The 22,132-nt window shown below is 59.2% G+C and carries 18 protein-coding genes; 12 read left to right on the top strand and 6 right to left on the bottom strand.

Annotation, left to right across the window (positions count from 1 at the left end; translation table 11 throughout):
* Positions 1–85: 85 nt before the first annotated feature.
* The 4 genes from rhlB to ACA051_RS05005 all read left to right on the top strand — a co-directional run bounded on the left by rhlB (position 86) and on the right by ACA051_RS05005 (position 4,559).
* The gene (gene rhlB / locus ACA051_RS05020) at positions 86–1,579 is read left to right on the top strand and encodes an ATP-dependent RNA helicase RhlB (RefSeq protein WP_497308214.1); all 1,494 of its coding nucleotides are present in this window, start codon (positions 86–88) and stop codon (positions 1,577–1,579) included.
* Between the two features lie 126 nt (positions 1,580–1,705).
* The gene (locus ACA051_RS05015) at positions 1,706–2,653 is read left to right on the top strand and encodes an ornithine cyclodeaminase family protein (protein WP_497373739.1); all 948 of its coding nucleotides are present in this window, start codon (positions 1,706–1,708) and stop codon (positions 2,651–2,653) included.
* A 61-nt stretch (positions 2,654–2,714) separates the two neighbouring features.
* Complete coding sequence (locus ACA051_RS05010; RefSeq protein WP_497373737.1) at positions 2,715–3,842, top strand: NAD(P)/FAD-dependent oxidoreductase; 1,128 nt, start codon at positions 2,715–2,717, stop codon at positions 3,840–3,842.
* A gap of 90 nt (positions 3,843–3,932) precedes the next feature.
* The gene (locus ACA051_RS05005) at positions 3,933–4,559 is read left to right on the top strand and encodes a helix-turn-helix transcriptional regulator (protein ID WP_219095797.1); all 627 of its coding nucleotides are present in this window, start codon (positions 3,933–3,935) and stop codon (positions 4,557–4,559) included.
* A 114-nt stretch (positions 4,560–4,673) separates the two neighbouring features.
* Here ACA051_RS05005 and ACA051_RS05000 read toward each other — a convergent pair whose 3' ends face one another.
* The 6 genes from ACA051_RS05000 to ACA051_RS04975 all read right to left on the bottom strand — a co-directional run bounded on the left by ACA051_RS05000 (position 4,674) and on the right by ACA051_RS04975 (position 10,027).
* On the bottom strand, positions 4,674–5,450 hold the full coding sequence (locus ACA051_RS05000; protein WP_497297516.1) for an ABC transporter substrate-binding protein: 777 nt from the start codon (positions 5,448–5,450) through the stop codon (positions 4,674–4,676).
* Between the two features lie 308 nt (positions 5,451–5,758).
* Positions 5,759–6,211 carry a molybdopterin synthase catalytic subunit MoaE gene (gene moaE / locus ACA051_RS04995; RefSeq protein WP_219095795.1) on the bottom strand — a complete coding sequence of 151 codons (453 nt, stop codon included), beginning with the start codon at positions 6,209–6,211 and terminating at the stop codon, positions 5,759–5,761.
* A gap of 1 nt (position 6,212) precedes the next feature.
* Positions 6,213–6,455 (bottom strand): MoaD/ThiS family protein, encoded by a 243-nt coding sequence (locus ACA051_RS04990; protein WP_497308208.1) that lies wholly within the window; start codon positions 6,453–6,455, stop codon positions 6,213–6,215.
* Complete coding sequence (gene moaC / locus ACA051_RS04985; protein WP_059406245.1) at positions 6,452–6,925, bottom strand: cyclic pyranopterin monophosphate synthase MoaC; 474 nt, start codon at positions 6,923–6,925, stop codon at positions 6,452–6,454. The genes ACA051_RS04990 and moaC overlap by 4 nt, the downstream gene beginning before the upstream one ends.
* Positions 6,926–7,159: 234 nt before the next feature.
* A complete protein-coding gene (locus tag ACA051_RS04980) occupies positions 7,160–8,554 on the bottom strand; it encodes a PhoH family protein (protein WP_497308206.1) in 1,395 nt (464 codons plus the stop codon).
* 348 nt (positions 8,555–8,902) lie between these two features.
* Positions 8,903–10,027: a polysaccharide deacetylase family protein gene (locus ACA051_RS04975; RefSeq protein ID WP_497373735.1), complete on the bottom strand. Its 1,125-nt coding sequence runs from the start codon at positions 10,025–10,027 to the stop codon at positions 8,903–8,905.
* Positions 10,028–10,353: 326 nt separating this feature from the next.
* Here ACA051_RS04975 and yaaA point away from each other — a divergent pair, with 326 nt between their 5' ends.
* The 8 genes from yaaA (at position 10,354) to ACA051_RS04935 (ending at position 22,129) form a co-directional block, all read left to right on the top strand.
* Complete coding sequence (yaaA, locus tag ACA051_RS04970) at positions 10,354–11,133, top strand: peroxide stress protein YaaA (RefSeq protein WP_497373733.1); 780 nt, start codon at positions 10,354–10,356, stop codon at positions 11,131–11,133.
* Positions 11,134–11,941: 808 nt separating this feature from the next.
* On the top strand, positions 11,942–13,258 hold the full coding sequence (locus tag ACA051_RS04965) for a nucleotide sugar dehydrogenase (RefSeq protein WP_219095791.1): 1,317 nt from the start codon (positions 11,942–11,944) through the stop codon (positions 13,256–13,258).
* 107 nt (positions 13,259–13,365) lie between these two features.
* Positions 13,366–14,847 (top strand): mannuronan synthase, encoded by a 1,482-nt coding sequence (gene alg8 / locus ACA051_RS04960; RefSeq protein WP_497373731.1) that lies wholly within the window; start codon positions 13,366–13,368, stop codon positions 14,845–14,847.
* 35 nt (positions 14,848–14,882) lie between these two features.
* A complete protein-coding gene (locus ACA051_RS04955; RefSeq protein WP_497308200.1) occupies positions 14,883–16,052 on the top strand; it encodes a PilZ domain-containing protein in 1,170 nt (389 codons plus the stop codon).
* Positions 16,053–16,190: 138 nt separating this feature from the next.
* A complete protein-coding gene (gene algK, locus ACA051_RS04950; protein ID WP_497375503.1) occupies positions 16,191–17,570 on the top strand; it encodes an alginate biosynthesis TPR repeat lipoprotein AlgK in 1,380 nt (459 codons plus the stop codon).
* Positions 17,567–19,054: an alginate export family protein gene (locus ACA051_RS04945; protein ID WP_497308198.1), complete on the top strand. Its 1,488-nt coding sequence runs from the start codon at positions 17,567–17,569 to the stop codon at positions 19,052–19,054. The genes algK and ACA051_RS04945 overlap by 4 nt, the downstream gene beginning before the upstream one ends.
* Positions 19,055–19,080: 26 nt before the next feature.
* Entirely contained in the window at positions 19,081–20,670 is a 1,590-nt protein-coding gene (gene algG / locus ACA051_RS04940) for a mannuronan 5-epimerase AlgG (RefSeq protein ID WP_497308197.1), read from the top strand.
* A gap of 10 nt (positions 20,671–20,680) precedes the next feature.
* Positions 20,681–22,129, top strand: coding sequence for an alginate O-acetyltransferase (locus ACA051_RS04935; protein WP_497373729.1), 1,449 nt, complete (start codon positions 20,681–20,683; stop codon positions 22,127–22,129).
* Positions 22,130–22,132 lie beyond the last annotated feature (3 nt).

Raw genomic sequence — 22,132 nt, 5'->3', positions numbered from 1 at the left:
AAGTTACCCATTGATCCATCCCACTACGCCGCGCCCGATTCTTGCATTACACTGGCCGGCGTATATTCCTTAACCAATTGATGAGATGACCGTGCTCAAAGCACTCAAGAAAATGTTCGGTAAAAGCGAGACTGAGCAGCTCGCGCCAGTTCCCAGCGCTCCGTCTCATATCCCCAGCCACCGCACCGACGGTAATCAGCCTGGCCGGACCGCAACCGTAGCGGCACCGAAACACGAGCCTGTGACCACACCGGCCGCCCCACCTGTCGAGATTCTCGCCGCCGAGCCACCGCGCAGCGAAACGCCGAAACCGGCAAAACCAAGTCGCGAACCGAAACCGAAACCGAAAGCGCCGGTCATCCCCTGGAAACTCGAAGACTTCGCCGTTGAACCCCAGGAAGGCAAAACCCGTTTCCACGACTTCAAACTCGCCCCGGAACTGATGCACGCCATCCAGGACCTGGGCTTCCCGTATTGCACGCCGATCCAGGCGCAAGTGCTTGGCTTCACCCTCGCGGGCAAAGACGCCATCGGTCGCGCCCAGACCGGCACCGGCAAAACCGCTGCGTTCCTGATTTCGATCATCACGCAACTGCTTGAAACCCCGCCACCCAAAGAACGCTACATGGGTGAACCGCGGGCGCTGATCATCGCGCCGACCCGCGAACTGGTGGTGCAGATCGCCAAGGACGCCGCCGACCTGACCAAGTACACCGGCCTCAACGTCATGACCTTTGTCGGCGGCATGGACTTCGACAAGCAGCTCAAGCACCTCGAAGCCCGTCACTGCGACATCCTCGTGGCCACCCCGGGCCGCTTGCTCGACTTCAACCAGCGCGGCGACGTGCATCTGGACATGGTCGAAGTCATGGTGCTGGACGAAGCCGACCGCATGCTCGACATGGGTTTCATCCCGCAAGTGCGCCAGATCATTCGCCAGACGCCGCCGAAGAACGAACGTCAGACGCTGCTGTTCTCCGCGACCTTCACCGAAGACGTGATGAACCTCGCCAAGCAATGGACCACCGACCCATCGATCGTCGAGATCGAGTCGCAGAACGTGGCCAGCGAAAACGTCGAGCAACACATCTATGCCGTCGCCGGTGCCGACAAATACAAACTGCTCTACAACCTGGTCAACGACAACGGCTGGGAGCGGGTGATGGTGTTTGCCAACCGCAAGGATGAAGTGCGGCGCATCGAAGAACGCCTGGTGCGTGACGGCGTAAACGCCGCGCAACTGTCCGGCGACGTGCCGCAGCACAAGCGCATCAAGACTCTGGAAGGCTTCCGCGAAGGCAAGATCCGCGTGCTGGTCGCCACCGACGTGGCCGGTCGCGGCATCCACATCGACGGCATCAGCCACGTGATCAACTTCACCCTGCCGGAAGTCCCGGACGACTATGTGCACCGCATCGGCCGTACCGGTCGTGCTGGTGCGGAGGGCGTGTCCATCAGCTTCGCCGGTGAAGATGACTCCTACCAGCTACCGTCCATCGAGGCGTTGCTGGGTCGGAAAATCAGCTGTGAAACGCCGCCGACGCATCTACTGCGGGCGGTTGAGCGTAAGCGCCCGTAACCCGGCCCTTACTGAAAGAGGCGCAGCCGGAAACGGACTGCGCTTTTTTTTCGTCCCGATGTTGCTCGATACAACTAAAAGTCCATAATGGACAAATTAGTTTACTTTCAGTGCCCGGAGCCGACCATGTCCAGTACGCCATATGTGATCACCCAACCCCAGGCCCGCGAACTGCTGGCGCAGGTCGACGTGCCGCAGATCCTGCGTAAGCTGTTCCGCGACCTGGCTGCCGGGCAAGCGGTGCAACCGACGCAACAGCTGGTGGAATTCCCTCAGGGTGCTGGCGACTTCATCAACTACCTGGGCGTGCTGGCCGAAGACGGCGTCTACGGGGTCAAGACTTCGCCCTACATCGTGCGCGAACAAGGTCCGCTGGTGACGGCCTGGACATTGTTGATGTCGATGCAGACCGGCCAACCGTTGCTGCTTTGCGATGCCGGCGAATTGACCACCGCACGCACGGCCGCAACAACCGCCGTCGCTGTCGATGCCCTCGCTCCGTTGAAGGCGCAGCGCCTGGCGATTATCGGCAGCGGCAAGGTGGCTCAGGCACATCTGCATTACGTTAAAAATCTGCGTGACTGGCAGAGCATCAGCCTCTATTCGCCAAGCCTGAACGATAAAAACCCTGAAACGCTGGCACAGCTCAAACGCCTCGATCCACGCCTGACCATCACCGACAGTCGAGAAGCGGCGATTCAGGACGCCGACGTGATCATGCTCTGCACCTCGTCCGCCGGCCCGGTGATCGATCCATCCAACTTGAGTAAACCGGCGCTGATCACCTCCATCAGCACCAACGCCCCGCGCGCCCATGAAGTGCCGCCGCAGAGCCTCAATGACATGCAGGTGTTCTGCGACTATCGTCTGACCACCCCGGGCTCGGCGGGTGAAATGCTGATTGCGGGGGAACAGCATGGCTGGGACACGCGCTTGATTGTCGGCGACCTGCCCGATTTGCTCAGCGGAAAAGTCCCGCGTCCCGACTACGACCGTCACGTGTTCTTTCGTTCTATCGGCCTAGGCCTGGAAGACATCGCACTGGCCAACGCCATCTACCGCCTACAGCAATAAACACCACGATCCCACAAGGCTTATCTATAACCATGGCATTTGCGCTCGACAGGAGACGTTCATGAGCCAGGCAGATTTCATCATCATCGGCGGCGGGATTGCCGGCGCTTCCACCGGTTTCTGGCTGTCGCAGCACGCCCGGGTGATTGTGCTCGAACGCGAATCCCACCCGGCTTATCACTCCACCGGTCGATCCGCCGCGCTGTATACCGCAGCCTATGGCACACCGCAGGTTCGGGCACTGACCCAGGCCAGCCGCGACTTCTTCGATGCGCCGCCAGCCGGTTTCTGCGAACACCCGCTGCTGACCCCGCGCGGCGAGATGACCGTGGACTTCACCGGCGACCCGGCCGAACTGAACAATCAATACCTGAGTGCCAAGGCCACGGTGGCAGAGATGCAACGGCTCAGTGCCGACGAAGCCTGCGCGCGCCTGCCGATCCTGCGCCGTGAAAAAGTCCATGGCGCGATCTACGACCCTACTGCCAGCGACATCGACACCGATGCCCTGCACCAGGGTTACTTGCGCGGTATCCGTCGCAATAAAGGCGAAGTCCACACCGACAGCGAAGTGCTGAGCCTGACCCGCAATGCCGAAGGCCTGTGGCAGGTTCAAACCAACAGCCAGACCTTTAGCGCACCGGTCATCATCAACGCGGCAGGCGCGTGGGCCGACAAGATCGGCGAGCTGGCCGGCGCCAAGCCGTTGGGCCTGCAACCGAAGCGGCGCGCGGCATTCATCTTCGCCGGCCCCGAGGGCGTGGACATCCACCATTGGCCGATGCTAGTCAGCCTCGACGAATCGTTCTACATGAAACCCGACGCCGGAATGTTCCTCGGCTCGCCAGCCAACGCCGACCCGGTCGAGCCACACGATGTGCAGCCCGAAGAGCTGGATATCGCGATGGGCATCTACCAGATCGAAGAAGCCACCACCCTGACCATCCGCCGTCCGAACCGAACCTGGGCCGGTCTGCGCAGTTTCGTAACAGACGGAGACCTCATCTGCGGCTTCGATCAACATGTGCCAGGGCTGTTCTGGGTCGCGGCGCAAGGTGGCTACGGCATCCAGACTTCCCCGGCCATGGGCCAGGCCAGCGCAGCGCTGGTACGCGGTAAAGCCTTGCCCGAACAGCTCAGCCGTTTCGGCCTGGACGCCGAGATGCTCTCCCCCGCCCGCCTGGGCTGACTTTCGTCCTCAGGTGACGTGTCGACACGATTGCGGCACACTTCCAGCGCCCTTTTTGCAGGGCGCTGACGCTGCCTGGAGCTCCACTGTATGAACGCACCTGAAAAAGACCCGGCCCTGGACAACTACCGGGCAATCGCCGATGCGATCGCTACGTTGTTCTTCCCTCATGCCGAGGTGGTGCTGCACGATCTGCGCACGCAAAAAATCGATTACATCGCCAACAATCTGTCCAAGCGGGAAGTGGGCGATGACGCGGCACTGGAGGACATGCTCAGCGACGATGTCAGCGAACGGAACATCGGGCCGTATGAAAAGCTCAATTGGGACGGCCAGAAGATTCGCAGCCTGAGCAGTGTCTTGCGCGACAACGACGGCCATCCTCTGGCGGTGCTGTGCATCAACCTGAACATCTCGCTGTTCGAAAATGCCAAGGCCGCGCTGGACCTGTTCCTCTCACCAAGCAAGCTGATTCCGCAGCCGGACTCACTGTTTCGCGATGACTGGCAGGAGCGTATCAATACTTTCCTGCACGCCTGGCTGCGCGAACGTCAGCTGAGCCTGAACCTGCTGACACGCGACCACAAACGCGAACTGGTGTTGGCGTTGCACGCCGAAGGAGCCTTCAAGGGCAAAAGCGCTTCGAACTATGTGGCCAATGTGCTGAACATGGGGCGGGCGACTGTTTACAAGCATTTGAAGGAATTGAAGGGCTGAGCCCAACGATGTGTATTGGCTGATCCGGCCTCTTCGCGAGCGAGCCCGCTCCCACATTTTGCCCTGTGTTCGCAGGACTAATGTGGGAGCGGGCTTGCTCGCGATATAGGTTGATCAGTCGCCGTAAATGTCCGACTTGAAGTACTTCTCGGAAATCTTCTGATACTCGCCACTCGCACGAATGCCATCAATGGCCGTGTTCAACTCGGCAACCAACTCGCTATTACCCTTGCGCACCGCAATCCCGGCACCCTCGCCCACGTATTTCGGATCCTTCAACTCCGGCCCGACAAAGGCGTAGCCCTTGCCACGCGGCATCGCCAGGAAGTCACTCAGTGGGATGGTGTCGGCAAAAATGGCGTCGAGGCGACCGGCTGCCAGGTCCATGTAGATTTCTTCGTTGTTGCCGTAGCGCTTGACGTTGATGCCCTTCGGTTCAAACACCTCGGTGGCGTAACGGTCAGTGGTGGTGGCGCGCTGCACACCGACGGTCTTGCCCTTGAGGCTGGCGTACTGGTCATCCACGGCCGCGCCTTCCTTCATCACCAGACGCGATGAAGTGAAGTAGTACTTGTGGGAGAAATCCACCGACTTCTTGCGGTCTTCGTTGATGGTCATGGACGACAGCGCCATGTCGATTTTCTTCACTTTCAGGGAAGGAATCAGACCGTCGAATTCTCCTTCGACCCACACGCACTTGACCTTCATCTGCGCGCACAGGGCATTGCCGATGTCGTAGTCGAAACCAACGATCTCGCCCTTGTCGGTTTTCGACGCGAAGGGCGGATAAGCGGCTTCAATGCCGATGCGCAGGGTTTTGTCGGCGGCGAACAGCGTGCTGCACGCTAACAGGCTCAGCGCCAGACCGGTGATGAGGGGGAGTTTCTTCATGGTCGTTCTCTCGCGGGTTGTTGTTGGTTTGGCAAGACAGAAGAAAGAGCTGAAACGGAGGAAACACCTTTTTTTGTACTTATAATTCCATACTGGACTTTTATGTATAAGTCGTCAATCGGGGTTATGGCCGATGGTCGGGTGGTGCGTCAGGAAGATATTGGGTGATGCGAATGGCCCTTCGCGAGCAGGCTCGCTCCTACAAGGGATCTACGTCGTACACAGATTTTGTGTTCATGGAGATCAACTGTGGGAGTGAGCCTGCTCGCGATGGGGTCAGACCTTTCGACAACAAAATAACAGGTTGTCTACTGCTTCCAGCGATCCGCCGCCGCATGATCACTGTCACGCCCTTCCACCCAACGCGGCCCGTCGCTGGTGTTTTCTTTCTTCCAGAACGGCGCACGGGTTTTCAGGTAGTCCATGACAAAGGCGCAGGCGTCGAACGCCGCCTGGCGGTGGGCGCTGGCGGCGCCGACGAAGACGATCGGTTCACCCGGCTCCAGGGCTCCGATCCGGTGCAGCACTTCAAGCTTCAACAGCGGCCAGCGCTGTTCCGCCTCCAGGGCGATTTTGCCGAGGGCTTTTTCGGTCATGCCCGGATAGTGCTCGAGAAACATCCCGGCCACATCGAGCCCGTCATTAAAGTCGCGCACGTAGCCGACGAAACTCACCACCGCCCCAACGCCGACATTGGCGGCGTGCATGGCATTGACTTCCGCCCCCGGATCGAAGGCCGTGGACTGCACGCGAATCGCCATGTCAGCCCCCAGTCACGGTCGGAAAAAACGCCACTTCGTCACCGTCAGTCACCGGTTCGTCGAGCTGGCAGAGGTCTTCGTTGCGGGCGCACATCAGGTTCTGCTCGCACAGCACCTCGGCACCGTCACGCTGAGCCAGCAACGCACGCACATCGTCGACGGTGGCGAAATCGCCTTCAACCTTGACCGAGTCCACGCCGAGCGCTTCGCGGTAGCGGGCAAAAAACTTCACGGTGACATTCATGGCTGATCTGCCTGGAAATGGCCGCTCTTGCCGCCAAGTTTTTCCAGCAGCCGCACGCTTTCGATGGTCATGCCACGGTCCACGGCCTTGCACATGTCGTAGATCGTCAACGCGGCGACACTGGCAGCGGTCAGGGCTTCCATCTCGACGCCGGTCTGCCCGGACAACTTGCATCGCGCGACGATGCGCACGGTGTCATCGCCTTCGGCACTCAGCTCGACCTTGACGCCGGTGAGCATCAGCGGATGGCACAAGGGAATCAGGTCGCTGGTTTTCTTTGCTGCTTGAATGCCGGCAATGCGCGCCACGGCGAACACATCACCCTTGGGGTGACCGCCGCTGACGATCATCTGCAGGGTTTCGGGCAGCATGCGCACCAGCGCTTGAGCGGTCGCTTCACGGAACGTCACGGCTTTTTCGGTGACGTCGACCATGTTGGCGCGACCTTGGGAATCGAGATGAGTCAGCACAGGGTTACTCCTGATCAGGAGCGTCGATTGTAAACCTGCGGGTCAATTTTTCGCACGTTTGATTATTTGATGGATGGCCCTTGTAGGAGCGAGGCTTGCCCGCGAAGGCGGCGTGTCAGACAGATTGATGTTGAATGTGCCGCCGTCTTCGCGGGCAAGCCTCGCTCCTACAAGGGTTTTGTGGTGGGCATAAAAAACCGGGCAGCTTTGGGCCGCCCGGTTCTGGTTATGTGGTTACAAATGCGATTCGGCGTATTCGGCCAGAATCGAACGTGGCACCCCTTGCAGGGTGATGTGGACACCGTTCGGGAAATCCTTGAAGCGTTCGGTCAGGTAGGTCAATCCGGAGCTGGTCGCGGACAGGTAAGGGGTATCGATCTGTGCCAGGTTGCCCAGGCACACCACTTTGGAACCGGCACCGGCACGGGTGATGATGGTTTTCATCTGGTGCGGTGTCAGGTTCTGGCATTCATCGATCAGGATCAGACTCTGCTGGAAGCTGCGGCCTCGAATGTAGTTGAGGGATTTGAACTGCAACGGCACTTTGCTGAGGATGTAATCGACGCTGCCATGGGTGTTTTCGTCATCCATGTGCAAGGCTTCGAGGTTGTCGGTAATGGCGCCCAGCCAAGGTTCCATTTTTTCCGCTTCGGTGCCGGGCAGGAAACCGATTTCCTGGTCCAGCCCCTGCACGCTACGAGTCGCAATAATGCGGCGATAGCGTTTGCTGACCATGGTCTGCTCAATCGCTGCGGCCAAGGCCAGGATGGTTTTACCGGAACCGGCAGCACCGGTCAGGTTGACCAGGTGGATATCCGGGTCAAGCAAGGCGTACAGCGCCAGGCTCTGATAGATGTCACGCGGTTTCAGGCCCCAGGCTTCCTGGTGCAACAACGGTTCCTGGTGCAGGTCAAGGATCAGCAGCCGGTCTTCCTCAATCTCCTTGATCCAGCCGACAAAGCCCTGCTCGTCGATGATGAACTCGTTGATGTGCACGGCCGGCAGGTTATCGATCAGCTTCACCTGGTGCCAGGTGCGGCCATGGTCCTGACGGGTTTCGACCTTGCTCACGAGGTCCCAGAAGGAGCCGGTCATGTTGTGGTAACCGTTGGGCAGCAGCGATACGTCATCGACCAATTGGTCGGTGCTGTAGTCCTCGGCCGCGATCCCGCACGCCCGGGCCTTGAGGCGCATGTTGATGTCTTTGGTGACCAGCACCACGGGCAGCTTGGGTTCGCGCGCGTGCAAGTCGATCAACTGGTTGATGATGATGTTGTCGTTCAGGTGTTCGGGAAGAATGATGTTCGGCTCGGCACGCTTGCTCATCAGAATTGACAGCAAACCCTTGGGCCCACTTTTGCCACGCTGGATCGGTACGCCAAGCTCGACGTCTTCGGGGCTGGCATCGCCCAGGGTCTTGTCGATCAGGCGAATCGCCTGACGGCATTCCGCAGCCACGCTGTGATGCCCGCTCTTGAGCTTGTCCAGCTCCTCAAGCACGGTCATCGGGATGGCAACGTGGTGTTCTTCGAAGTTTAGCAGGGCGTTTGGATCGTGAATCAATACGTTGGTATCGAGTACATAAAGGATTGGCTGGTTGGAGGAAGAACTACGTCCGTGATCATCCATACTCGGTCACCTTTGTGGGAGCCATTCGACGCAATACCTTGGCGGTGCTGCGCCTCGAAGTGACTACCGAATTCACCTGCGGGGACTCAAGTGAACTGCATCCATAGCGGGGTCTTGGGAGACGCCACCTGTGTTGCAGGTTTCGGCGGTCTGTCTTCGTAATACTCCAAAACCCATGACAGAAAAAAGTACTTTGACGTTTTTTTGAAGTTTATTTTTCAGAGTGACCAATAGCACTAGGCGGATGGCCATCACCCCGTTAAAGTCGGAAGTCCGCCTGCATCGAAATCTGCTCGAAAATCACCCCGCTTTGCCCTCCTCTCCAATGATTCCGGGCTTTTGACGGTTTCAACGAAACGCGTCCTGACAATCCTCCCAACCGATCCCGCTTTGCGCCGTTTGCGTAATGAGCCAGGGCATCGCCGTTTTCACGGCATCCTGCTTCACATTGAAGTTGATCACCCCGTGTCGCCACAGCAGCATCAGCGTCAACACGCGCTGGGCGCTCGGGTTGCCCTTGAGCTTGCCGGCGCCATCCTGGGCATCGATGTCCCACAAGGCTACTTGCAAACCCTGAGCCTTGAAGAAGCCTTCGGCATCCGAGCGGCGCTGGCCATCCGGCGGGCGAAACAGCGGCACGTAATTCTCCGGCAGTTTGCTTTTGACCAGGTCGACGCTACGGCGCACCGAATCCTGCCAGTCCTGCCAGTGGCTGTGGGAGCGAAACTCCCAGCCTTGCACACCGATGCACTGCGTCGAATACGTCACTTGCAGACTGGCCACCGAGCGCTCGGAAAGACGCGCCTGGATGTCTTTACCCAGCACAAAGAAGGTGCCGCTCATGTTGGACTTGCGCAGGTACTCCGTGACCCAGCCGGTGTTGTCCGGCGTGACATTGGCGGCGCTGTCGAACGTCAGCAAAAACAACCGGTCATGCATCTCGTCGCCGTTGCGCTCATAGTCGCCAAAACGATCGACTTCGCTGCTGCTCTGTGGAAACAGCGCGGCCTTGCGCATCTGCTCGTCGAGGTATTGGGCGTGGAACAATCGGCTCGGCTCCGACCACTTGATGTAATAGCTGTCGTCGCTGACCTGAAACTTGGCCGCTTGCTGGCGCAGGGTGTCCAAGTCCTCGACGAGGAAACAAAAGGAGGCATCCTGATCGCAGCTCTGCTGGGCAAAGTTGTAGTTGGCGAGCAAGCGCTGCCACAGGCGCTGGCGCAGATTGTTGACGGCCTCCAGATTAATCTTGCGCAGGCCCAGGCGTTGGGCCAGGTTCGCTTCATCCAGCGATTCGCTGGCGAGCAGCACCCGCGCGAACATGAGGATTTCGGCGCGTGATGCCACGTCGAACAGCGTCGGGCTGCTGAGCTGTTCCGGCCATGTGCTGCGATCAAGCGTCGCCACATCGCCGGGCGCCGCCATGGCACCGAAGCTCAATAGCCAGGCCGATAATAGAAAAACGATACGCAAAGGGATGTCTCCATAACAAAACCCGCGCGGCACTATAGCTGATCCGGCCCACATTCCCGCAGCAGCACCGAACCCATTGTGGCGAGGGAGCTTGCTCCCGCTGGGCTGCGAAGCAGCCCCAAACCTGCGATCTGATTCCTTCTGGTGAAACCTGCGCAGCAATCTTGCGACCGCTTCGCGCTCGAGCGGGACGGTGCGGCGATCCGACAAGCTCCCTCGCCACAAAAGCCCATCCAGTCAAACCACCGATCACCTATGGACTTGATAGCTGGAGTGAACCGGCTCAACCCCCTAGAATCGCCCCCACGATTAAAGGAGACGACTTCATGCTGATGGTGATTTCCCCCGCCAAGACCCTCGACTACGAAACACCGCCGGCGACCCAGCGCTTCACCCAGCCGCAATACCTCGACCATTCCCAGAAGCTGATCATGCAGCTGCGCGACCTGACGCCAGCGCAGATCAGTGAGTTGATGCACGTCTCCGACAAGATCGGCGGCCTCAACGCCGCGCGTTTCGGCAGCTGGACGCCAGCGTTCACACCGGAAAACGCCAAGCAGGCGTTGCTCGCTTTCAAGGGTGACGTGTACACCGGTCTCAACGCTCAAACCTTCAGCGAAGCCGATTTCGATTACGCCCAGCAGCACTTGCGCATGCTCTCAGGCCTGTACGGCCTGCTGCGCCCTCTGGACCTGATGCAGCCTTATCGTCTGGAGATGGGCACCAAACTGGCGAATGCCCGTGGTAAGGATCTGTATGCGTTCTGGGGCACCCGGATCAGCGAATGGCTGAACGAAGCCCTGGCCGATCAGGGCGACGACGTGTTGCTTAACCTGGCCTCCAACGAATACTTCTCCTCGGTCAAACGCAGTGCCCTGAACGCGCGCATCATTAATACCGACTTCAAGGACTTTAAGAACGGCCAATACAAGATCATTAGCTTCTATGCAAAAAAAGCGCGCGGAATGATGAGTCGTTTTGTCATTGAAGAGCGCGTCAACGACCCGGCAGACCTCAAAAAATTTGACGTTCAAGGCTATCGCTACAGTGCCGAGCAGTCTAAACCGGACCATCTGGTATTCCTGCGCGATCACGCGCCAGAGTAAGCACCCGATCGGTGCACGACAGTAAAAATTCGTCGTGCACCGCCGTCTGATCGTCCAACAATTCCCCGCCATATTTGCCGTTTTATTGGCGCCAAAAATACATCACTCGATTTTCTAACTATTGTTTCACTCGACTTTGATTATTTTTTTCAGTAGTGGCACTGAAAATTTTTATCGGTAGTGGCACAAAACTATCTGACTCGATAATAAGCCTATATATAAAGGGCCAAACGGTAAGTGCTATCAATCTGAGAGCAGTGCCATCTTTCTCAATATTTCAAGAAATTTCAGAATTCGCGATGGGCGGGCTGGAACTATGTCCAAATGCGTAGCTCATACCACCGGTAACGATTCTCTCAATGCATGTACGAGATAACTTACGCAGAGAAGAGCGTCACGTAGCGAAGTTGTCACATTAACTTCTGCAGACTGGGCCTCTAATTTGGGCAACACATAAAGGACAGGAGATACGCTCATCACTATCCCCTTCAAGGCCAAGGCTGCGCCCCTATAAACGTGCTCTCCTGAGCACCCAACCGCTTGATTTACGGGCTTCCGCCTGACATTAAGCGCGCAAGACCATTGCACGAATGTCTTCTGATCAGAAGATCGGCTGCATAACAGGGCACATCAGAATAATAAGGCCTAGTTGCGCACATCTTGAGTGCACTTATTTAGACACTCGGAACTTTGTATGCCTGCACGCGGCGCTTCGGCGCCTGTAAGGCCGCACTTGCGAGTGCACTATACCGCTGAACACCATTAACTCCGGCCATGTAATGGCTTGATAAACACAGAGGTAATTGCGATGCGCATCAGCATATTTGGTTTGGGTTACGTCGGCGCAGTATGTGCCGGTTGCCTGTCTGCACGGGGCCATGACGTCGTTGGCGTCGATGTTGCCAAAGACAAAATCGATATGATCAACGCCGGCCGTTCGCCGATCGTTGAACCGGGTCTGGGCGAACTTCTGAAGAAGGGTATCGAGACGGGCAAACTGCGCGGCACGACCAACTTCGCCGAAGCGATTCGCGACACCGACCTGTCGATGATCTGCGTCGGTACGCCGAGCAAGAAGAACGGCGACCTGGAACTGAACTACATCGAAGCCGTGTGCCGCGAGATCGGTTTTGTCCTGCGTGACAAGACCACCCGCCACACTATCGTGGTTCGCAGCACCGTTTTGCCGGGCACCGTCGCAAACGTTGTCATCCCGATCCTCGAAGACTGCTCCGGCAAAAAAGCCGGCGTTGATTTCGGCGTTGCAGTGAACCCTGAGTTCCTGCGCGAAAGCACCGCGATCGCTGACTACGACCTGCCGCCAATGACCGTCATCGGCGAGTTCGACAAGGCCTCGGGTGACGTTCTGCAATCGCTGTACGAAGAGCTCGACGCACCGATCATCCGCAAGGACATCGCTGTCGCCGAGATGATCAAGTACACCTGCAACGTGTGGCACGCCACCAAGGTGACCTTCGCCAACGAGATCGGCAACATTGCCAAGGCGTGCGGCGTCGACGGTCGCGAAGTGATGGAAGTGGTCTGCCAGGACAAGACGCTGAACCTGTCCCAGTACTACATGCGCCCAGGCTTCGCGTTCGGCGGCTCTTGCCTGCCGAAAGACGTGCGCGCCCTGACCTACCGCGCCGGTGCCCTGGACGTGGAATCGCCTTTGCTGAACTCGCTGATGCGCAGCAACGAGTCCCAGGTGCAGAACGCCTTCGACATCGTTTCCAGCCACGACAAACGCAAAGTCGCCCTGCTGGGCCTGAGTTTCAAGGCCGGCACCGATGACCTGCGCGAGAGCCCGCTGGTGGATCTGGCGGAAATGCTGATCGGCAAGGGTTACGACCTGAGCATCTACGACAGCAACGTCGAATACGCCCGTGTCCACGGCGCAAACAAGGACTACATCGAGTCGAAGATCCCTCACGTCTCGTCCTTGCTCAACGCCGACTTTGACGACGTGATCGCCAACTCCGACGTAATCATCCTCGGCAACCGTGACGAGAAATTCCGCGCCCTGGCGCAGAACGCTCCACACGGCAAGCAAGTGGTCGACCTGGTCGGCTTCATGTCCAAAGCCACCAGCGTCAGTGGCCGGACTGAAGGCATCTGCTGGTAAGTCAGTTTTCCGGCCGGGGGATTCCCCCCCCCCGGCCGGTCTTTCGCCTGCCTTAACCCCATCGGGCCACCCGACAGGCTCGCCCGAGATAGAGACGGATGCAGATTATGCACAGGCTAAAGCACGGCCTACTTCAGGCCGCCGGTTGGCTGTTTTACTTAAGTATTTTGATGGGCATCGCCATGGCGTTGCCTGCGTCCACATTCGATTCCGATTCGAAGGACTTTATCTTCCTCATCGGTTTCATCGGCATCTGGCGCTACTCGATGGGCGCCACGCACTTTGTGCGCGGGATGCTGTTTCTGTACGTGGTCTACCCGCACCTGCGGCGCAAAGTGCGCAAGCTGGGTAAAGCGGCAGACCCGTCCCATGTGTTCTTGATGGTCACCAGCTTCCGTATTGACGCGCTGACCACCGCTCAGGTCTACGCCTCAGTGATCCGCGAAGCGATCGACTGCGGCCTGCCGACCACGATGGTGTGCTCCATCGTCGAAATGTCCGATGAGAAGCTGGTGAAAAGCCTTTGGACGAAAATGAATCCGCCGGATCGGGTCAAGCTCGACTTCGTGCGTATTCCTGGCACCGGCAAGCGTGATGGCCTGGCCTACGGTTTCCGCGCCATCTCCCGCCACCTGCCGGACGACCGCGCCGTGGTGGCCGTGATCGATGGCGACACCGTGCTCGCCGAGGGCACCGTGCTCAAGACCGTGCCGTGGTTCCAGCTGTTCGGCAATGTCGGCGGCCTGACCACCAACGAGTTCTGCGAAGTGCGCGGCGGTTACATCATGAGCGAGTGGCACAAACTGCGATTCGCCCAGCGCCACATCAACATGTGCTCGATGGCCCTGTCCAAGCGCGTGCTGACCATGACCGGCCGGATGTCGGTGTTCCGCGCCACCGTGGTCACCAACCCGGGCTTCATCGCCGACGTGGAAAGCGACTCGCTGCAACACTGGCGCCTGGGCCGCTTCAAGTTCCTGACCGGTGACGACAAGTCGAGCTGGTTCAGCCTGATGCGCCTGGGCTACGACACGTTCTACGTGCCGGACGCCGCGATCCACACCGTGGAACACCCGCCGGAAAAAAGCTTCATCAAGGCCAGTCGCAAACTGATGTTCCGCTGGTACGGCAACAACCTGCGTCAAAACGCCCGCGCCCTGGGCCTGGGGGTTAAACGCCTCGGCCTGTTCACCTCGGTGGTGCTGTTCGATCAGCGCGTATCGATGTGGACCTCGCTGCTGGGCTTGACCGTCGCGCTGATCGCCAGCTTCAAGTACGGCACCGCGTTCATCCTCGTGTACCTGCTGTGGATCGGCATTACCCGCCTGATCCTGACCGTGTTGCTGTCGTTGTCCGGTCACCGGATCGGCCCGGCCTACCCGGCGATTCTCTATTACAACCAGATCGTCGGCGCGATGGTGAAGATCTACGTGTTCTTCCGCCTCGACCGACAGTCCTGGAGTCGCCAGCCCACTTCCCTGACCCGTGATCTCGCCAGCTTTCAAGGTTGGTTCAACACTTGGTCGTCTCGGACCATGACCTTCTCCGCCGGCAGCATTTTTGTTGCCGTGCTGCTGATGATGGTCTGACCGAACTCGCCTGAATTAACTAGGAAATCGCCCATATGAATACCGCCGTCAACGCCAACGTAGTGCATGAGTCAGAAGCCCAGCGCCAGCACGCCCGAGTAAAAATCCCGGCCAAGCTGCGCTTCTTCGGTCCCGACCGGACCCCGATGGAAGCTCGAGTGATCGACCTCTCCGCTGGCGGTCTGGCCTTCAACGCCGGTCAACTGCCGCTGAAAATCGGCGACGTGTACAAGGCTCGCCTGCAATTTGTCATCGATAACCTCGGCCTGGCCATGGACGTGGAGCTGCAAGTGCGCTCCTTCGACCGCCCGACCGGTCGTGTCGGTTGCCAGTTCCAGAACCTGGAACCACAAGACATTTCGACCCTGCGCCACCTGATCACCTCGCACCTGGCCGGCGACATCGTCAGCATGGGTGAAATGCTCGCGACCCTGCAGCGCGACAACTTCACCAAGGCGCGCAAGATGAAGGACGGCGGCCACGGCATGACCGCGTTCGGTCGTCTGCGTGCAGTGACCTTCAGCCTGGCGATTTTCATCGTCGGCCTGGCGGCGTTCGGTTTCATCTTCAAGTCGGTGTACGGCATGTACTTCGTCAGCCACGCCCAGGCCGGTCTGGTCAGCGTGCCGGGCATGAACATCACCATGCCGCGTGACGGCACCGTACAGAGCCTGATCAAGGCCGACGGCGTTGCCGCCAAAGGCGCTCCGCTCGCGACATTCAGCACCAGCATGCTCGATGTGCTCAAGGGCCATCTTGACGACAATCAACTGCAACCGGCCAAGGTTGAAGAGCTGTTCGGCAAGCAAATGACCGGCACCCTGACCTCGCCGTGCGATTGCACCGTGGCCCAGCAAATGGTCGCCAACGGTCAGTACGCCAGCAAAGGCGACGTGATCTTCCAACTGGTGCCGCGCAACAGCGAAGCCAACATTGAAGCGCGCTTCACCTATCGCCAGTTCGCCGATGTGCGTCCAGGCAGCACGGTCAGCTTCCAGATTGCCGGCGAAGAAACCACCCGCAGCGGCAAGATCGTCAGCAGCACCAGCCTGAAAAGCGCCGACCTTTCCTCCGACATCCGCGTGCTGATCCAGCCTGACGAGCCACTGGACAGCAAGTTCGCCGGTCGCCCGGTTGAAGTGAACAGCACCCGTGGTCCGAACCTGAACTGGCTGATCGACAAAGCCATGGCTTCCGGTCTTTAAGCAGAGGACATGCCCGTGACCATCACAAAAATCTCGAATACGCCGCAGTCCCTGTGGGAGCGAGCCTGCTCGCGATGGGATCGCCGCGGTTTGTCTGATGTACCGAGCCGCTTGAATCGCCAGCAGGCCGGCTCCCACATGGGTACGGTGTGTGCTTTGGCCCTGGCCGTGAGCCTGGCCGGGTGCGTCGGCCTGCCCGACCAGCGTCTGGCCAACGAAGCCCTCAAGCGCGGCGATACCGCGCTGGCGGCGCAGAATTACCAGCAACTGGCAGACCTGGGCTACAGCGAAGCACAGGTTGGCCTGGCCGATATCCAGGTCGATAGCCGTGATTCGGCGCAGATCAAACAGGCCGAGGCGACTTACCGCGCCGCGGCCAGCGTCTCGCCGCGGGCCCAGGCTCGCCTGGGTCGTCTGCTGGTGGCCAAACCCGGTTCCACCGAAGCCGAACAGCACGAAGCCGAGGGCCTGTTGAAAAAAGCTTCGGCCGCTGGCGAAGGCAATACGCTGATCCCGCTGGCGATGCTGTACCTGCAATACCCGCACAGTTTCCCCAACGTCAACGCCCAGCAGCAGATCAGCCAATGGCGCGCCGAAGGCAAGCCGGAAGCGGGCCTGGCCCAAGTGCTGCTCTATCGCACCCAGGGCACTTACGACCAGCACCTGGACGAAGTGGAAACCATCTGCAAAGCCGCGTTGAACACCACGGACATCTGCTACGTCGAACTGGCCACGGTCTATCAGAAACAGGCCAAGCCAGAGCAACAGGCCGAGCTGATCAAGCAGATGCAAGCCGCTCAGGCTCGCGGCACGGTCACCGCTCAACGCGTGGACAGCGTCGCTCGCGTGTTGGGTGATGCGACCTTGGGCAAGACCGACGAGAAAACCGCTCAGTCGCTGCTCGAAGGCATCGCTCCGGGCTACCCCGCTTCCTGGGTCAGCCTCGCGCAATTGCTCTACGACTTCCCGGAACTGGGCGACGTCGACACGATGATGAAGTACCTGGACAACGGCCGCGCCGCCGACCAGCCACGTGCCGAACTGTTGCTGGGCAAGCTCTACTACGAAGGCAAAATGGTGCCGGCCGACGCGAAGGCCGCCGAAGAACACTTCAAGAAAGCCGTCGACCGAGAAGTGGCCGCCGATTACTACCTCGGCCAGATCTACCGTCGCGGTTACCTGGGCCAGGTTTATTCGCAGAAAGCGCTGGACCACCTGCTCAAGGCTGCGCGCAACGGCCAGAACAGTGCCGACTTCGCCATTGCCCAACTGTTTTCCCAAGGCAAGGGCACCAAGCCCGACCCGCTTAACGCTTACGTCTTCAGCCAATTGGCCAAGGCGCAGAACACCCCGCAAGCCACCGAGCTTGCGCAAACACTCGAAGCCCAACTGCCGCCTGCCCAGCTCGCCGAGGCCAAACGCCTGTTGAAACAAGAACAGGACGTTCGTGGTGCCTTGAGCCAGAACACGCTGGAACTGCATGCCCTGCAAGAAGAAGACGGCGAGGAATCCCTATGAAGTTGAATCCATTCGTGAAGGCCGGTATTGGCCTCTCATTCGCCCTCTTGTGGTCGTGCCCGACCCTGGCGGCCCTGACTGAAAGCAAAAACTACGGCCTTGACGTGAAAATCACTGCCCAGTCCGAAGACGACACCGACCTGGGTACCGCAAGCGGCGGCGACGTCAACGGCGTCGGCCTCGACCTGCGTCCATGGATCTACGGCGAGAGCGGCGCGTGGAGCGGCTACGCCATGGGCCAGGCCGTGACGTCCACCGACATCATCGAGACGGACACCCTGCAACAGTCCGACAGCGACGGCACCCAGGCCACCGACAACGGTGACCGCAAAAGCAAGAAAAACTACCTGGCGATGCGCGAGTTCTGGGTCGGCTACAGCGGCCTGACGCCGTACCCCGGCGAGATCCTCAAGCTCGGTCGCCAGCGCCTGCACAACGATGACGGCCAATGGCGCGACACCAACATCGAAGCCCTGAACTGGACCTTCGACACCACCCTGTTGCGCGCCAACGCCGGTGTGGCCGAACGCTTCAGCGAGTACCGCACCGACCTCACCGAACTGGCCCCAAAAGACAAGGATCGCCTGCACGCTTACGCCGATGCGGCGTATCAGTGGACGCCGGGCAACTGGGTCGGCATTCGCGGTCATCACACCCACGATGACGGCAAACTCGACTACGCGCAGCCGGGTGTTCCTGCCGATTCTCTGGACAAGAAACAGAACGGCGACATCAGCTGGATCGGCCTGACCGCCGACAGCGATGCCTACAACTGGCGCAACACCAACACCGTCAACTACTGGGGCAGCGTCACCGGCATGAGTGGCGACCGCGACGAGGTCAACCCGCTGAACGCCGACGGCACCGCGCCGGCACAAGCCAAAACCAGCGGCAACGTCGATGGCTGGGCCACTGACCTGGGCGTGCGTCTGCGCCTCGATCCGCAATGGCAAGTCGGTGCAGCCTATGCCCGCGCCAGCGCCGATTACGAACAGAACGGCCTGGAAAGCAACCGCTCGAACTACACCGGCACCCGCTCGCGGGTTCACCGTTTCGGCGAAGCTTTCCGTGGCGAAATGCAAAACATGCAGACCGCCACCCTGTTCGGTTCGTGGATGCTCAACGACGAATACGACGCCAGCGTGATCTACCACAAATTCTGGCGTGTCGACGGTAACAAGCCGGTTGGCAGCAATGGCATCAACGCCGTCGAGAACAATACCGACGACGGCACCGGGGCGATTCTTTCCAGCACGTCCCTGCCGCTGGAAGACGGTAGCAAGGACCTCGGCCAGGAAATGGACGTGGTCGTCACCAAGTACTTCAAGCAAGGCCTGCTGCCAGCCTCACTCAGTCAGTCGATCGATGAGCCTTCGGCCCTCGTGCGTTTGCGCGGCGGTGTGTTCAAGCCAGGCGATGCGTATGGCAAAGGCGTCGACTCGTACATGCACCGCGCGTTTATCGACGTGATCTGGCGCTTCTGATGCGAACCGCTAAGGGAGTTCCTGACATGAACAGTCCGAAGAGAGGCTCGATAACCTTGCTGGCCGGCGCGATGCTGCTGGCCAGCACGGCAGCCTTCGCCACAGTGGAGCCGGCCTCGCCCATTCAAAAAGGGCAACCGGCGACCATTGCAAAAGGGTTGCAACAGGCCAAGACCTACACCGTCAGCAGCGCACCGACCGCACCGCTGGAACTGGAAAAACCGAAACTGCCGGACACCTCCGGCTACACCGCCGAAGCCATCGCCGCGAAAATCGTGCGCACCAAGGCTGGCAAAATCAGCGTGCGCCGGATGATGCAGGAAAACGCCCTGAAGGACTTCATCGGCGGCGATAACAAGATGGCCGAGTGGGTGGTGCGTCAGCACGGCATCCCGCAGGCGATCTTCATCGACGACGGCTACATGAACCTCAAGGACCTGGCCAAGAAAGTACCCAAGCAGTACTTCAGCGAAACATCGCCGGGCGTGTTCCTGGCGAAGTTGCCGATCGTGGTGGGTGAGAAAGGCATCCTGGAAATCGACAAGCAGACCCAGGAACTGCGCCTGTCCCAAGAGTCCGGTTCGTTCCTGGTCAACGACGGCCAATTGTTTGTGCGTGATACCAAGATCACTGGCTGGAGCGAGAAAGCAAACGGCCCGGCGGTCTTCAAGTCGCCGAAGGAATTCCGTCCGTTCATGCTGTCTTGGGGCGGCACCGAGACCTACATCGCCAACAGCAAGATCGCCAGTTTCGGCTACGCCAACAGTAAGTCCTACGGCGTGAGTATTTCCCAATACACGCCGAACATGGCCAAGGTGCTCAAGCGCCCTGAACCGACCGGCTGGATCGTCGGTTCCGAGTTCTCGGACATGTGGTACGGCTTCTACTGCTACGAAACCCAGGACTTCGTGGTCAAGGGCAACACCTACAAAGACAACATCGTCTACGGCATCGACCCGCATGACCGTTCACACGGTCTGATCATCGCCGACAACACCGTTTTCGGGACCAAGAAGAAACACGGGATCATTATTTCCCGTGAGGTCAACAACAGCTTCATCTTCAACAACCGCAGCTACGACAACAAGTTGTCGGGCCTGGTGATCGACCGTAACAGCGTGAACAACCTGATCGCCTACAACGAGATCTACAAGAACCACACGGACGGCATCACCCTCTACGAGAGTGGCGACAATCTGATTTACGGCAACAAGGTGATCAGCAACCGTCGCCACGGCATCCGTATTCGTAACAGCGTAAACATTCGCCTCTACGAAAACCTCGCCATGGCCAACGGCCTGACGGGCGTGTACGGCCACATCAAGGACCTGAGCGACACCGACCGGGACATCAAGCTCGACCCGTTCGACGCGCAGGTCTCGCTGATCATCGTCGGTGGCGAACTGGCCGGCAACGGCAGCGGACCGCTGTCCATCGACTCGCCGCTGAGCGTCGAGTTGTACCGCGTGTCCATGCTCGCCCCGACCAAATCCAGTGGCATCAGCTTCAACGGGATTCTTGGCGAGCGCCAGGATGAAATTCTCGACCTGCTGGTGCGCCAGCAGAAAGCCGTGCTGATCGACCCTGTCGAACGCCAGACCGAAATGCAGGACTGAGGATAATTTTATGCACCCACACTTGATCAAATTACTCAGCCTGTCGGCCCTGACCGCCGGCATTCTCGCGGCCAGCGCCGGCGCTCGTGCCGATGAAGCCAAAGCACCTGCCTTCAGCGCCGAACCGTGCTGCAACCTGTGCCCCGAAGCCCACGACGCGAAGAACTACACCACGCGCTATCAGCAGAACTTCACCACGCTGGTGCAGGCTCAGGGCGATTGGCTGTTCCGTACCCAGGAAGACTTGCGCACCGAATTCGACACCACGCCCGCCGGCTACAAACGCATGAAAGAGCTGCACGATGCGTTCAAGAGCAAAGGCATAGAACTGGTCGTCGTTTACCAGCCGACCCGTGGCCTGGTAAACCGCAACAAGCTCAATCCGGAAGACAAAGCCAAATTCGATTTCGACAAGGCACTGAAGAACTACAAGACCATGCTCGGGCGTTTCGCCGCCATGGGCTACGTGGTGCCGGACCTGTCGCCGCTGACCAACGAATCGCTGCCCGACACCTTGCAGGCCCACGACTTCTACTTCCGCGGCGACCAACACTGGACGCCGTATGGCGCCCAGCGCACAGCGAAAATCGTCGGCGAGAAAATCAAGCAATTGCCTGAGTTCGCTGACATTCCCAAGCGCGAATTCGAGAGCCATAAGTCGGGTCGCATGGGCAAGACCGGAACGTTACACAACATGGCCGGTCAACTCTGTGGCACCAGCTACGCGGTCCAGTACATGGATCAGTTCACCACCGAGCCCAAGGGCGAAGCAGCGGACGGCGACCTGTTCAGTGACTCTGGCAATCCAGAGATCACCCTGGTCGGCACCAGCCACAGTGGCAAGAACTACAACTTCGCCGGTTTCCTCGAAGAGGCCATCGGCGCCGACATCCTCAACGTGGCGTTCCCCGGCGGTGGACTGGAAGGTTCGATGCTGCAGTACCTGGGCAGCGAAGAATTCCAGACCAAGCCGCCGAAGATTCTGATCTGGGAATTCTCGCCGCTCTATCGCCTCGACCAGGAAACCATCTACCGCCAGATGATGGCGCTGCTGGACAACGGTTGCGAAGGAAAGGATGCACAGATGACCGGCAGCACCACGTTGAAACCGGGCAAGAACGAATTGATGGTCAACAGCAAGAACCTGAACCTGCAAAACAGCAGTCACCAGGTCGACATCCGCTTCGCCGATCCATCGGTGAAAACTCTGCAAGCCACCCTCTGGTACATGAACGGTCGCCACGAGGACATCAAGATCGATAAACCGGAAACCTCCGACACCGACGGGCGTTTCGCCTTTGAGTTGCGCACGGACGAAGACTGGGCCTCGCAGAATCTGCTGGCCGTCGAAATCCAGGGCCCTGAAGCGGGTGCCACTCCACAGAAAGTCGAAGCGAAGATCTGCAAACGCAATGTATTCCCTGGCGCTGGGCAACGTACCGCTCAAGCCGGGCAGTGAGGC

The sequence above is a fragment of the Pseudomonas sp. LBUM1669 genome (assembly GCF_059695705.1).
This window is presented reverse-complemented; position numbering and strand designations above follow the sequence as displayed.